This is a genomic window from Seongchinamella sediminis, assembly GCF_003457605.1.
GTDB lineage: Bacteria > Pseudomonadota > Gammaproteobacteria > Pseudomonadales > Halieaceae > Halioglobus > Halioglobus sediminis.
On record NZ_QRAN01000036.1, the window covers coordinates 1 to 13677 of the forward strand.

General features: G+C 44.1%; 11 protein-coding genes. 6 read left to right on the forward strand and 5 right to left on the reverse strand.

Going from position 1 to position 13677, the window contains the following annotated elements; all coding sequences use genetic code 11:
- Nucleotides 1-465: 465 nt before the first annotated feature.
- A complete protein-coding gene (locus DWB85_RS18580; RefSeq protein ID WP_117957512.1) occupies nt 466-1500 on the forward strand; it encodes a ParB/Srx family N-terminal domain-containing protein in 1035 nt (344 codons plus the stop codon).
- A gap of 2 nt (nt 1501-1502) precedes the next feature.
- The gene (locus DWB85_RS19450; RefSeq protein WP_133300680.1) at nt 1503-2204 is read left to right on the forward strand and encodes a hypothetical protein; all 702 of its coding nucleotides are present in this window, start codon (nt 1503-1505) and stop codon (nt 2202-2204) included.
- Between the two features lie 115 nt (nt 2205-2319).
- On the opposite strand, the gene DWB85_RS18585 is transcribed toward DWB85_RS19450, so the two are convergent.
- Genes DWB85_RS18585 through DWB85_RS18600 form a run of 5 tightly spaced genes read right to left on the reverse strand, consistent with a single transcriptional unit; the run spans nt 2320 to nt 7777 of the window.
- Nucleotides 2320-2739, reverse strand: coding sequence for a hypothetical protein (locus DWB85_RS18585; protein WP_133300681.1), 420 nt, complete (start codon nt 2737-2739; stop codon nt 2320-2322).
- Nucleotides 2739-4772, reverse strand: a complete 2034-nt coding sequence (locus tag DWB85_RS18590) for an AAA family ATPase (protein WP_117957516.1) — start codon at nt 4770-4772, stop codon at nt 2739-2741. Before DWB85_RS18590 ends, DWB85_RS18585 begins: the two co-directional genes overlap by 1 nt.
- Nucleotides 4762-4950, reverse strand: a complete 189-nt coding sequence (locus tag DWB85_RS19455) for a hypothetical protein (protein ID WP_133300682.1) — start codon at nt 4948-4950, stop codon at nt 4762-4764. The genes DWB85_RS18590 and DWB85_RS19455 overlap by 11 nt, the downstream gene beginning before the upstream one ends.
- Nucleotides 4950-6989 carry a DEAD/DEAH box helicase family protein gene (locus DWB85_RS18595; RefSeq protein WP_117957518.1) on the reverse strand — a complete coding sequence of 680 codons (2040 nt, stop codon included), beginning with the start codon at nt 6987-6989 and terminating at the stop codon, nt 4950-4952. The genes DWB85_RS19455 and DWB85_RS18595 overlap by 1 nt, the downstream gene beginning before the upstream one ends.
- Nucleotides 6990-6994: 5 nt before the next feature.
- A complete protein-coding gene (locus DWB85_RS18600; RefSeq protein ID WP_117957520.1) occupies nt 6995-7777 on the reverse strand; it encodes a tellurite resistance TerB family protein in 783 nt (260 codons plus the stop codon).
- A 209-nt stretch (nt 7778-7986) separates the two neighbouring features.
- Here DWB85_RS18600 and dndB point away from each other — a divergent pair, with 209 nt between their 5' ends.
- The 4 genes from dndB to DWB85_RS18620 are packed head-to-tail and all read left to right on the forward strand — an operon-like array spanning nt 7987 to nt 12966.
- Nucleotides 7987-9084, forward strand: a complete 1098-nt coding sequence (gene dndB, locus DWB85_RS18605; RefSeq protein ID WP_117957522.1) for a DNA sulfur modification protein DndB — start codon at nt 7987-7989, stop codon at nt 9082-9084.
- Entirely contained in the window at nt 9074-10606 is a 1533-nt protein-coding gene (gene dndC / locus DWB85_RS18610) for a DNA phosphorothioation system sulfurtransferase DndC (protein WP_117957524.1), read from the forward strand. Before dndB ends, dndC begins: the two co-directional genes overlap by 11 nt.
- A complete protein-coding gene (gene dndD / locus DWB85_RS18615) occupies nt 10603-12609 on the forward strand; it encodes a DNA sulfur modification protein DndD (protein WP_117957526.1) in 2007 nt (668 codons plus the stop codon). Before dndC ends, dndD begins: the two co-directional genes overlap by 4 nt.
- 3 nt (nt 12610-12612) lie before the next feature.
- Nucleotides 12613-12966, forward strand: coding sequence for a DndE family protein (locus DWB85_RS18620; protein WP_117957528.1), 354 nt, complete (start codon nt 12613-12615; stop codon nt 12964-12966).
- Nucleotides 12967-13677 lie beyond the last annotated feature (711 nt).

Sequence of the window (13677 nt, forward strand, 5' to 3'; positions counted from 1 at the left end):
CCCGAAAGGTCGCCCGAAAGCTCTATTACGTTCAAGTCGACACCACAATTTATTGGTAAAAAATGGAGTCTATTCATGGAGTTACGTGGATCATGGGCTCAGTTAACCGGACAGCAGTGAGTCAATATCTATTTTCAGAAGAAAGCGGATTCAGCTGATGAAAAAATCAGATCTGATAATTAGTAATTATGACAAAATGACAGATAGTTTATGAAACTAACCACCACCTATTTTTTAAATATAAAAATTATTTGTCATTCCGTCATGGATGTCAGTGTTGGAAAGCACTGACTCCATATAGGATGGATTTAGTAATAATTAACTCAGCATCCATTTTCAAATTGTATATATGTTCAAATTCATAAAAATGATTTTGTATATATCTTTTAGTGTAGAAAAATAGACAATCCACCTATTAGCATCAAACCATTGTTTTCAAACAGGTAATAGTAAGGGGTTAGACAGGTGAGAATAGATGACATTACTGTTTCTCTAGAGCAGTTATTGCTCGACCCCAACAACTATCGACTTGATTACAGTGGCTCTCAACCCATAACTCCTGATCATGAAATACTCGAACAGCAAACCGAAATCCAAAGAGCTCTAGAGAAAGAGAGGCTTGGTGAGCTCAGAGATTCCATCCTTCAGAATGGATTCTTAGAAATTGATCGTATCGTTGTCAGACACCTTAATTGCGATACAAACCATCAATACTATGTCGTAGTCGAGGGAAACCGAAGAACTGCGGCCCTGAAAAGCCTCGTTGAAGATCACAGAAAAGGATTAACCAATCTAGACAAAAAAATTATAGATAAAGCTGCAGCACTAAACGTCGTACTAGTCGATGCTCCGCAAGAGAATATAAAGGAGCATACAGCTAGCTTAATGGGCATTCGACATGTGTCGGGCCCAAAGCGCTGGACAGGCTATCAAAGTGCACGCCTCATCGCTGACTTATTAGATGACGCTAACCATACACTATCTCAAATCGGTTCTTTACTTGGAATCACGGCCCACGAAGCGGGTCGTCGATTAAGAGGTTACAGAGCATACATGCAAATGCTCTCTGATCCAGTTTATGGGCAATACGTCACTGGAAACTCTTACACTCTTCTACTCGAATTTCTGGCCCCACAAAAAGCTGGGCGAGATTGGCTGGGTTGGAATGACTCTGAAATGCGATTCGAGAACAGCCAGGCAAGGGAGAGGCTTTACCAAGCAATTACTAAAATAGATAGCAATTCAGCTGAAATTTCCAATCCTGGCGAAGCACGAGAGTTCTTAAAACATCTTGCTCAACCTCGCCACCGTGAAATGATAGATCAGGGACGACGACTAGAAGAATTACCACCCCTACCTTCAGAGGTGGATCAATTGTCGAGGCTTCGTAGAGTAGAAGACTTTTTTGATTCGTTAGGTAGTTTAAGTAGCGAAGAGTACCTAGTGCTTGAGCGAATAGGCGTACAAGTGTCAGATATACTTGACCAGAGGGAGAGCTAAAATTGGACTGGTTCCCCCAAGCAGAAGAGTTCATTTTCTCCCGATTGGACATTTCGAAACCAGTTCAAGGATTCGATGTACTACTGGAATATCTATCTGAATACACACCAGAAGGGCTCGAGGGACCAAATACCGAATACGGTATTGAAGAGCTAGAAGGTTACACTCGTCAACATATAGACGAGTTCACTGTCTGGTTACTTGAAAACTCTAATCGTATTTATATTGATGACGGCAGCTTTCTTCCCCGCGAGGCAGAGGAAGAGAAGTCGGAAAAAGAACTTGAAAACCGTGCGAGTGAATTGGCTTGCCTATCACTAGAGAACGGCCCACCAAGGCGTTTAAGAAAAGTTGAAGTGTTAGTGTCAGAAATCACAGGGATAATTGAGGCGGGCTCAAGCGAAAGAATTTGGGCAAACTGCTTTTCACTTGGTATCGGCGCATTTATCACCTCTCTTACTTCAATGTTTAGCCTGGAAGATCCCCCAATATTTGTAGTTGTTTTTCTAACCGCCAGCGTAGCTGCCACAATAATTAGTGCTTTCGCATGGCTAGCTGCACATATGAAGACCAAAGAACTGCAGAGCCAAATACTCAACGGTGAAAAAGCCAACTTTAATAGCCTAACACTAACGTTGGCTCTCGCATTCACGATTACGCTTGGCACCAGTGTTTTATTACTTATCAAGCTTTACAGGCAGTAGGAATACCACCCGAGAACGTCAGGCTACGACAGAGAAATCCTTTATTTTTAAAATTTGGCTGTTACATTCCAAGTCTGGATTAACAGAACTGAGCCAGTTCTCCAACTAGAGTCAATCACCAAATTTTAGCAAGATCATCTATCATGCTGCCCGAATTATTACCGATGACTAATCTCTCAATAGATTCCTTGGGATTGGATTGGTCCACGCTACCTTCCAAATAATCTAATCCTGCCGCAGCGGTTTCCTCAAATATCAATATGACTTCATCCATCTTATCAGCTCTGAAATAGCTGATATCGCCTGTTATTGATAGAGCCAATGCGAGCATAAACGGTAAATCTTGAGATTCGTTGAATATTCTTAAAGGTATTTTTTCAGCTGACTCTGTAAATTCACAACGAATACCTTGTTCGGCGCCAACTGCGGCCGCAAATACCAAGCACGACTTTAGAGAATCGAAAATATTTTCATCCTTGAGAAAGTTCATGAGATCTTCATGTTTTTTGGGACGTCGAACTCGATAGTCTTTCATTAGCTCGCATCCTCTATCGTAGTGTACTCATACGTGGCATCCGTTTCTCTAACGTATTCGCCGTCCACGATATCTGAAACAGGAGAGTAGTAAACCAACTTGTATGATTTACCAACTTTCGCTTCACAAGCGGCCTTGACTCGCCCCGACCACTGCGAGTTTGACACGAACATAATCACCTGTTCCGCTAATTCGGAAACACTCTCAGCAACCTTTTCTCGATAGTCATCGTCAAGTGCACCAAAGGGGGAATCCATAACAAGTGGATACAGACCTCCCTGGAAGAAAGTGGTCTTCTTTGCATGCTGCTCTCTCGCTAGCGCAATAATGCTTGAAATAAAACTCAAGCTTGTAACTTGGCGCTCACCTGTCGACTGTTCACTAACCACATAGTCATGTCCGTCTGAAGTCTGCTTTACTATTTGTAGCCGATAGTCAGTATCAATAATAGCCTTGACTGGCTTACGAATAATTGATTGGAAAGTATCGTTGACTCTCTTTGAGAGGTCGTCACGAACGTGATCGGCGAGTGATTCGTACAAGTCTTCAAATGCCTTCCCGACGGTCTCCGCTGTATCTATCTTCCTCTGTACTAGGCTAGCTTTTCCCCGCTGTCCTTCCAAGCGAGCTAAGTACGTATTCTTCTCAATAAGCGCACTTCTACAGTCATTACGCTCTTGGATAGCCACACCTTCATCCTGTAGTGCACGGTCTCGAGTCGAACGGAACGTAGCATGCTGAGCCTCAAGCTCAGCAATACGTCTATCGTTAAACGAAGACAATCTCGCGGAAATATCTGCTATCCGAGAGCTGAGATCTTCTTTCTGATTTTCTGTATGAAGAAGTTGTCGTGCTAGCTCCGCATAATCCCGCGAAAATCTCTTTTTGGTATCTTCATGGTCATTCAATAGTGCCGAAACTCGGGTAAAACTAGCTTCAAGATCCTCTGATCCAGCTTGCTGCTTGGCATCAACTAGACACTTATGCTCTTTGCTTCCCTCGACTATCGATGTTCCACAGATACATTGCTTAAGACCTATAAGGTCATCTATAAATTGTTCTTTAATTCTGTATGGGAGGACGCCCTTCTTCCTGTTTTCTTCAACTATTTTTATGCTCTTTGCGACTACATCATCGCAAAGAGTTAAAAAGCCAGATTCAGCAATGAGCTGCTTCTGTTTGGCCACAATACGGTCGATTTCTTGTAGTTTCTCTAGACTTTGCTTTTCTAGATCGGATCGTTTCTCCTGTAACTCTTTCGACTTATCAAAGGACCTTAACTCTGTGTCGATAGAAACCAATTCAGATTCAGCCTCTTCTCTCGACCTAACTGCTGCTTTTATTTTGTCGGTGTACCTGCGCTCGTCTTCTTCTAATCGAGCAATTTCTTCCTGTAGAAGTCCCTCTTCTTCGGTAGCGTACTTTTTAATGTCTTTTCTATAGCTACTCTTAGCCTTACCTAAATGGCTTATGGCTCTTTCAACTAGCTCTAAGCCCATCAGGTTTTTTATAGCATCCTGTATTTGTGCGCTGTGATTAGTGCCAGCAAGCTTTTCGATTCTTTCTCCATTGAAAAAAAAGTAGGGTTGAAGATTATCAGGTAGTATTGCGAGCATTTCAGAGAGAGGGGATCTAGATCTGATAGTTTGACCATCACTCTTAGTTACGTCTAGACTGAATACATCTTCACCTGTTGCAACTGCTTTAAGTGAAGCCTCCTTGCGAAATATTTGTCTCCTGGTAGCTTGGTAGCGCAGATTTTCGTGAGAAAATTTTACTGCCACTTCTAGGGTAATATTTTCGTTAAGGTTCGAAATCTCAATGGCGGCTTCATTGAGTATAGAATCGTTTCCCGTATCGAAGTCAGTCTTTCCGTAAAAACACCATTTAAATGCATTTAGTAATGATGTTTTTCCACTACCATTGGCGCCGTGGACGACGGTTACATTTTTTTTAGGATCTGTTGAAAACTCAACTTCAGTCAAACCGTGAAACTGACGAAAATTATTAATTTTTATCTGTTCAATCTTCATCTTTTACATTCTCGTCAATTATCTTCTGAGTCCCCTCTACTGCTTGACGTTCCTTTGATATATTGCGATGAATATCTTGGATGTGAATTAGGCTCTTTTCTAACTTCAGCATTCCTTCTAGGACTGTGCGCTCAATTGGCCCGAGGGCCTCAATAATTTGTGCTGGTGTACGATTCATTAACTTATCCGATATTCCCTAGCGACGCTGTCTAATAGCGGCGCACAATCTCCACGATTTACCGCGAGTTCAGCAAACTCCCAAGCTCGTTCGAGCTCTCTTTCAACAAGATCTGACTCTGTAGCAGCTTCATCCGGCGGCGTGACAAGATAGTCATAAATAACAGCCAGCTCTTTTCCAGGGTACTTTCTAAGTACACGCCCTCTACGCTGTATGTATTCTCGCGGATTGGTGGTTGACGCCAATATGTATGCCACCTTTGTCGCAGGGACGTCGACCCCTTCATCTAAACATTTAATCGCCGCGATCAACCCTAGTTCGCCAGATCCGAAAAGTTTCAGCATCTGTCTTCTATCATCCATAGATTCAGCTGCCGTGAACTTTCTAGCCTTTATATCGAACTTGGTACCGATCAATTCAATAGTTCTTTCTATATGACGGCGATCATCTGCCCCCTTCCTACTGCCGCAGTAAACAAGGGTATGTGTTACTTCCCCCTTGGCTCTCTGCTCTCGTAGCTGATTTTCTAAAGTTGTTAGCTTACTCTCAACTCCGGATATCAGGTCCGCACGTTTACCTAAAAGACGATCATGTTCGCGAGTTCTCTCCCCAGCTTCCTTACTCTTCTTCGATTCCTCCTTTATCAACTGACTTAGTTCCAGGTACTCTTCGTACTCAGATTCTGTTAGTTCACATATTGTTGGAATATAAATATAGTTGCATAGAAATCCTGAATCTATTGCATCTTTTAAAGTGAACTCGATTACCGGTTCTCCAAAGTATTCAAAGAGTGCTTCCGTTCCAAAATCATCATTATATCTCTGCGGTGTTGCGGATAGGGCAAGTCTGAAATTAGCATTCTTAGGGAGCGCATCAAGATATGTTTTAGCCCCTAAGTTATGGGCTTCATCTGCAACAAACAAAAAATTTCCAGTTACGTTTGACATAAACTTTTGGAAGTGTTCTGAGGTCAGCGTAGCATTGGTAACCAAAGCAATTATCGCTCCATTTCCCACTGCGCTAACTGCGCCTAATTGCGCAGATAGCCGACTCACCCATAGCACACTACTTTCATAACAGCGAATAGGTGAGAAACCGAACTCTCTAGCTTCGTCGTACCACTGGTCCAAAAGGTGTTTCAGCGGGACAACAATCACTACAGTAAGCATTCCCCCTTGAGTAGCAACAATCCGCTCAACCAGGCGATTGATGGTCGCCAATGCAGTTATGGTCTTACCCGAACCAGTGGCCATGACATAAGTTCCACGTCCATTGTTTGAGCCCCATTTATCAATAGCTGTTTGTTGGTAGGGTCTCAGTGTTATTTCAGTATTTTCTTCTAGCTCATTGCTCTCAGTTAGATGCTTGTACCTATCTACTGCGCTATTAGCTGAATCACGTATCTTCTCTAAAAATGCTATGCTCGGAGTGAAGACTTGGTATTTCGGATCAGAGGCAGTCCAAAGCGCTTCGAATCGCTCCTCAAGTAATGAGACTCTTACTGCCCCATCGCCGGCCCAACTCTTAAAAACATCTATATGTTCCCAGTTTGAGCTTGCGGCACTAGTAAAATTATAGGAACCGCTACAGCCAATCTTGTCGCCCGTTCCATCTCTTGCGATTGCAATTTTGGCATGGAATAGTCCTGGCCCCGATCTTGGAATAGCAATTCGGAATTGAATGATTTTGCAGGCAATGAGGGCACACAACTCTTTGCGGGTGTCTTCTTGCAATTGAGCAATTACATCTGAAAGCTTTCTTTCAGCATATTCTTGTACTTCCTCCTGGGATACTCCATCCAGCATTGAAGTGACATCTTCTGGTTGCAGCTCAGGCGATACCACCCATCGACTTTTCCCACCATTAATGGCGAACTCTGCTATTCCAGGTGCCGTATCTCTCAGCCATCCTGAGGTGAAGTATCCTACTGCGACATCAAACTCTCTACAGTTCTGTAGTAATGGAACAAAAAGTGATTCGACAGGATTTGTGTAACCAGTCGTTACGCTAATCGGTAAGTCTAGGTCAGAAAGGGACATATCTTTTAAAACTCAAAGTCGCTTAATAGGTCTTCAAGCACGTCCTCAAATTCGCATACAGTTTCTTCCTCAATTATTGGGGCAATGCGCTGTTTCTTATCAAGGACAACGTAATGTTCTCGCGCATACTCCTCTATGTCATATCTAGCAGATCTAGCAGACATATCGAAAACACGATAAAGATCCTGTAGAAAATCTAATTCAGCTTCCTCGACTACACCGTCAGCTATCGCCACATCCTTTGCTACATCCAAAACAAGTGCTTTCAAAGTTGGGCTCGATTCAGCAAGTTTGTGTAGTACAAGATCGCGTCTAGTAGGAGTGGATAGTAAGTACAGCGATTGCGCCTTTAGATAGACTTTTTCTTCTTCAGTTATATGGCGGAGAGTATCAACGCGCGCTAGTACACGCGCAGATTCTCCTTCGCTAACCACGCTATCCGACTTCGCCATTAATGCCGCGACTTTAGTTATTAGCAATGCATTTCGAAAATCTACGCCCGTTCTATTAAGCGATTTAGAATCTTCAAGTACCACGAGCGGATTACTGAGCAACTGCCGATTGGCTCCACTACGTATATGTGGAATAGAGGCGATGTTGTACTGGGCAAGTAGGTTAGCGAGCTCCCTAACGCTTTCCTTAGAAAGCTCCACGTCGCCATCATACGAAGCAAGGTAACCAGAAAAATCCCCGAAGCACATTAGCTTCACTTCGTTTGCGCTTAGCTCTCGAGATAGCTTCTGGAAGAATGGAGCCGCTCTGAGCTCTGAGTTAAGTAACCTTTCCATGTCTTACCCCAACAGGGCCTGATAAGAAACAGCTTATCCTTCGTACCAAGAATTTGTCCTTACGATTCCGGTGAGAGGTCTCCCTCTACGATCCCTAGCAAGAACCGACCCTAACGCGGCCTCCAGTACACCCACATGCATTCGAAGGAAGTTATATTTGACTTCCACGTACACTTGTTTTAACTTCCATCTAAAAGAAGGAATCACCCATGACCTCAGTTACAAATCCCGAGTTCTCACATTCGTTTCCTGCCGTGAGAGGGGTGCAAGCGGGTAGAGCATGCTACATAGCTATGCTCCCAATGCGATTGATTCCAAAGATATTTTGTTTTGACGAGGAATCCGTCCCGCCAGAGCTGCGAGCTCAGCGTAAACTAAACAAATCACGCATACCCGACCTTTCCGCTTATCTTTTAGATAACCCCAAAAATTACACTTTATCGGCAATAACAGCTTCTGTAAACGCGAAGATCGGCTTCGCTCCACTTGCTGATTCAGGCCCCGGACAAAACATGGGAACCATTCAAATCCCCATGGATGCACAAATTTTGATCAATGATGGGCAGCATCGCCGTGCCGGTATTGAGGCAGCTCTAGCGGAGAACTCCGAGCTTGGCCACGACCACATTTCGGTGTTGTTTTTTATTGATGAGGGCCTTAAGACGAGCCAACAAATGTTTGCAGATTTAAACAAACATGCGGTGCGCCCCAGTAACTCTATCAGCACTTTATATGATCACCGGGATCAATTAGCCGAGTTGGCAAGGTACCTCGTTAGAACGGTAAGTATCTTCGATCGAATGACCGAGCTTGAAAAATCGAGTATCAGCAACAGGAGCCCTAAGCTCTTCACCATAAGTAGCATCAAAAACTCCAGCAAAGCGCTTCTCCGAAAAGGATCTAAACACTCGGTCTCTGACGAGGAGATGGAGCTCGCTGCTGAATTCTGGGAAGAAGTAGGCGCAAATATGCCTGATTGGAACAGTGTAAAACTTAGAAAGGTCACAGCTAGCGAGATGCGTGAACAATTCGTACACGCACATGGGGTAGCACTACAAGCAATAGGTATGGTCGGTGCAGATTTAGTCATTCACCATACAGCAACCTGGAAAAAAAAGCTGAAGAAATTGTCTTCCATCGACTGGTCGCGAGCCTCTCCAGACTGGAATGGAAGAGCAGTAGTACATGGACGGATAAGTAAGTCTAGAACAAACGTTATATTGACGTGCAATTACATCAAAAAGGCTCTGTCTGTAGAGCTCACGAAAACTGAAATGGATGCTGAGAGAGCCTTCAATGACGGCTGAAGAGAAATTCGTGTTTAATACACATCAAGATTTAATTGAGGGTCTCTCCATTGCAGGTAGACCCCTTACAGATCTCATTGGAGAAATCCAGTCGATCTACAGTGCTGATAGCCGTCCATGGGTTATAGGCTTCAGCGGAGGCAAAGACTCCACAACTGTACTCTCCCTAATATTCCACGCTGTATCGGCGCTACCCGTGCCAGAGCGTACTAAGAAAATTTATGTGGTTTCTTCCAATACATTGGTTGAAACACCGGTCGTTGAGGAAATGATCAATACTGTTCTTCAGCTTATAAACTCCAAAGCGGAAGAGTATCGCCTGCCAATCAGCGCTCATGCTGTTTCTCCAATTACTGACAGAACTTTCTGGGTAAATCTTCTCGGTCGTGGTTATCCCGCACCAACGACAAGATTCAGATGGTGCACTGAAAGGATGAAGATCGAGCCCGTAAGCGCATTCATTCTCGATAGAGCTGCTGAGTTCGGGGAAGTAGTCGTAGCGTTGGGCTCTAGAAGTGCAGAAAGTTCTACTCGAGCCCAGGTTATTGCCAAGCACAGAATTGAAGGAACTTCGCTAGGTAGACACTCTTCACTTCCGAATGCATATACATATATGCCAATTGAAGACTGGCAGAACGATGATGTATGGCAGTATTTGATGAGCGCACCCTGTCCTTGGGGTGGTAGCAATAGAGAGCTTCTGGATCTTTATAAGGGATCAAATCAGGGCGAGTGCCCTGTCGTTATAGACAAGAGCACACCCTCGTGTGGAAATTCAAGATTTGGCTGCTGGACTTGCACGGTTGTAACCGAAGATCGAGCGCTTCATGGTCTCATCGAGTCCGGTGCAACGTGGATGCAACCCTTACTTCGAATACGGGACTATCTTTGGCACACCACTCAATCAGATAACATCAATAAGTATCGCAACCCTAAACGTCGTACAGGAAAGATAACTTTCTCTAGCACCGGCTCAATAACCGAAGACGGCGAGTTTGTCCGGAAGCACATCCACGGCCCGTATTGGATGAAATATCGGAAACTGTGGTTGAGGCGCCTTCTAAGCGAAGAGAAGCGACTTCGCGAAAATGGACAGGATATAGAACTAGTTTCACGAGAAGAGCTCCACGCAATTAGACAGCAGTGGTTGTGGGATCCAAACGAACCGGATTGGTCTGATTCCTTACCTAAAATTTTTAAGTCACTCTATCCAGACGAGTATGTAGATTGGATTGATAATGACGCTGGAATTTTTTCAGGCTCAGATCAGTATATTCTCAATAAATATGAAGAAGAGACCAATGTCCCAGCTGCAATGATCATGAAGATGATGGAAGTCGAACTAGACATGAGTGGTTTAAGTAGACGAGATGGACTTCTTAATAGACTCGAGAGCATTCTTAACCAGGATTGGAGTTCTTTCGAGGACGTGGCCAAAGCAAGAGCAAATGAACCTCTGAAAAGCGCTCATAGACGTAAGGTAGATGAACTTATGAAGCGCCATGAGGATCTTAAACCGTGATAATTAATTCTCTTACACTTAACAATTTTCGTGTCTTTCAGGGATCACATACGATCGACCTTGCACCGCGAGTTAGATGGAATGCGAAGCGTCCTATTGTTTTGTTTGGAGGACTGAACGGTGCCGGTAAGACAACAACTCTCACTGCGGTGAGACTTGTTCTTTATGGACGGCAGTCATTAGGAGTTTCTACCAGTTTAAAGAGTTATCATGAATACCTCGATTCATGTATTCACAAAAGTCGAGACGGAAACGCCCAGGCGAATGGCTCGGCTATCGAACTTTCCTTTGACTATTCTCATATGGGTGTTCGCCAGGAATATACGGTATCTCGAAGCTGGATTAGAAAGGGAAGTTCCGTTAAGGAATTCCTACAAATAGTCAAAGACGGCAAGCCCATGGAGGGCTTTACCTACGAACAGTCTCAGGGATTTTTGAACGAGTTAATCCCAATTGGTGTTTCTGACCTGTTCTTTTTCGACGGCGAAAAGATATCAGAACTTGCCACCGATGAGAGTGGTATCGCACTTTCAAACTCCATCAAAAGGCTTCTTGGACTTGATCTAGTCGACCGGTTGAATTCAGATCTTGGTGTCTTGGTTAGAAATAAGCAACGAGATTCAGCGACGAAAGATCTGCGTGATCAAATTGAATTGTTAGAATCTAAACTGGAATTTCTCGAAGCTGAGGCAAACAAAGCTGAATCAGAATTTCGCGATAGTTACCCAGAGTACTTGGGGGCTAAGGAAAATTTGGAACTCGCTAATCGAGAGTTTCTTGCAAGCGGTGGCGCTTGGGCTATTACTAGAGACCAAGAAATTCGAAACCAGGAAAAGGTTCTCGATGAGCGCGCCAACATTGAGAAGCAAATGCGTGATCTTTTCGGTGGGGCATATCCGCTTAGCCTAGCACCTAGATTTTGTGACTCCCTTTCTAAAACGCTAGAAAATGAAGAAGCAATCACCGCTCAATTGAGCAGTGTACGAAAGGTCAACTCCTTCCGGGTCGACGTTGAGAAAGAGCTTGATAGAAGTCTCAATAGCCAAGAACTCAATCACGTAAAATCCATTCTAAGAAAGGTCATTGATCAACCAAGCTATTCGGCAGTAGATGATAATGTATTGCATGACATAGGAGGCCGAACGAAGTCGTCTGTTCAGTCAAAAATTTACAGGGCTTTAGAACACGATGCCCTCAAAGTTAAGGAATTTTCAGAAGCCCTATCTCAGATCAACTTAGAACTCGATCAAATAGGTGAGAGAATTTCAAGAGCACCCGATGAAGGAAGTGTTAGTAAAACACTTGAAGAACTCAGCCAACTTCAGAAACTTGTCAATGATTTGGAAGTGCAACGGGAGCTAAAGCGAGAGGAGGCAAGACGATTACTCAGAGAAGCAGCGGACGTCGCTAGGCAACTTGATGAGCTTTACCTGAGAGAAGGGCGTGCATCCCAAACCATCGGTAACATCAATCGAGCGAAATCGGTACAGAGTTTACTAGAGCGTTTTTCAGCAGAATCCGCTGCAGTAAAAACTAAGCAGCTAGAACTAGAGTTCTCGCAGTCGTTTCAGAGATTAGCACGAAAAGATGACATCTGCTTAGATGCTAAGATTGATCCAGTCACTTTTAGCGTTTCTTTGGTGGATGCATCCGGAAAGAATGTCGAAAAGAACAGTCTTTCCGCTGGAGAGAAGCAGATCTACGCCATCTCCATCTTGGAAGCGCTTGCTAAAACTTCCGGCCGTAAATTGCCTATAATTATTGACACTCCATTGGGACGCCTCGATTCAAAGCACAGATCGAAGTTAGTGAAACACTACTTCCCTACGGCGAGCCACCAAGTCCTCATTCTCTCTACCGACACTGAGGTGGACGAGAAATTTTATTCAGATCTATATCGAGATATGTCGCATGCATTCAAGCTAAGTTATGACTCTGAAACTGGAAGCACTGTATGCGAGGAAGGATATTTTTGGCGGTCATCAAACACGGAGGCTGCGTAACTCGTGGACATTCCAGATTCGATCTCAATATCTAAAAAGGTCAGGGATACTTTTCAGACGATTAAAAATAGGACCGGTGTTCCAAACAACGTCCTCTCCAGAATTGCCATAATGCTCGCTATTAATAGCCAAGCTTCAGTGCAATCTGTTGCTAAAGATGACTCAGCAGGACAGACACTTGACCGCGAGTTGATGTTTGGTGAACTATTGGATTTCTTTGATATCGCTTTGCGCCAATATAGATATGAAACCCAAACTGACTTAAGTATGGGTGAACTTATAGCATCTCTAATAGAGATCGGGGCACATAAAATGGGTCATTGCAGATCTCTAACTGACTTGGCAAGGCTTGAGTAGTTTCGCACTAACCGCGCCAGCCCGAATCTTATTATGAGAATAGGCGAGCTTCCCTCACATATTTGTGCACTCTATCCGTCATTTTGTCATTTGAAATACCAGGACTAGAGAGCATTAATTGCAATCATCACTCGAAATTCTACAAAACAGATCTGTCATTCCGTCATAGCCTATAGCTCGTGACGGAATGACAAATAGGGACCAGCTAAGCTCGTTGAATTGTCACCTCACTGTGCTGCGCGGATATTCGTTGGAGAATTAGCAGCCGTTATAGCAGAGGCTATGTGTATATTCACCATCTTAACGGTGCGTTCAGAAGCCGTACGGCCATCCCTAGTAACGTGGATTCCTAAAGCCCGCAGATTTGTTTCAATACGTACTAAGCCACGCCCAAGCGATATTGGACTTCGAGGCCATGCCGGCCCACTTCTTAAACCACGATCAGTGGAGGCGTTTAAGCATGATAATAGTCGGGATATTGACCCCTCCCATATAGGCTTATCATCCATGTATCGCAGTAGTGCAGATGCCAGGGGGTCAGAGCCCAATCCAATCTCCATTACCTCCAACTGATTCTGTTCGTAGGCTCGTTGATCCTGCCCACCAACAGTGGACACGCAGTTAAGCGACTTGTTGTGCCTCAAACGCTTCCGGGCTTATGAAGCCGTTGGCGCTGTGTCGGCGGGTTCGATTGTAGTCCACTTCGATGTA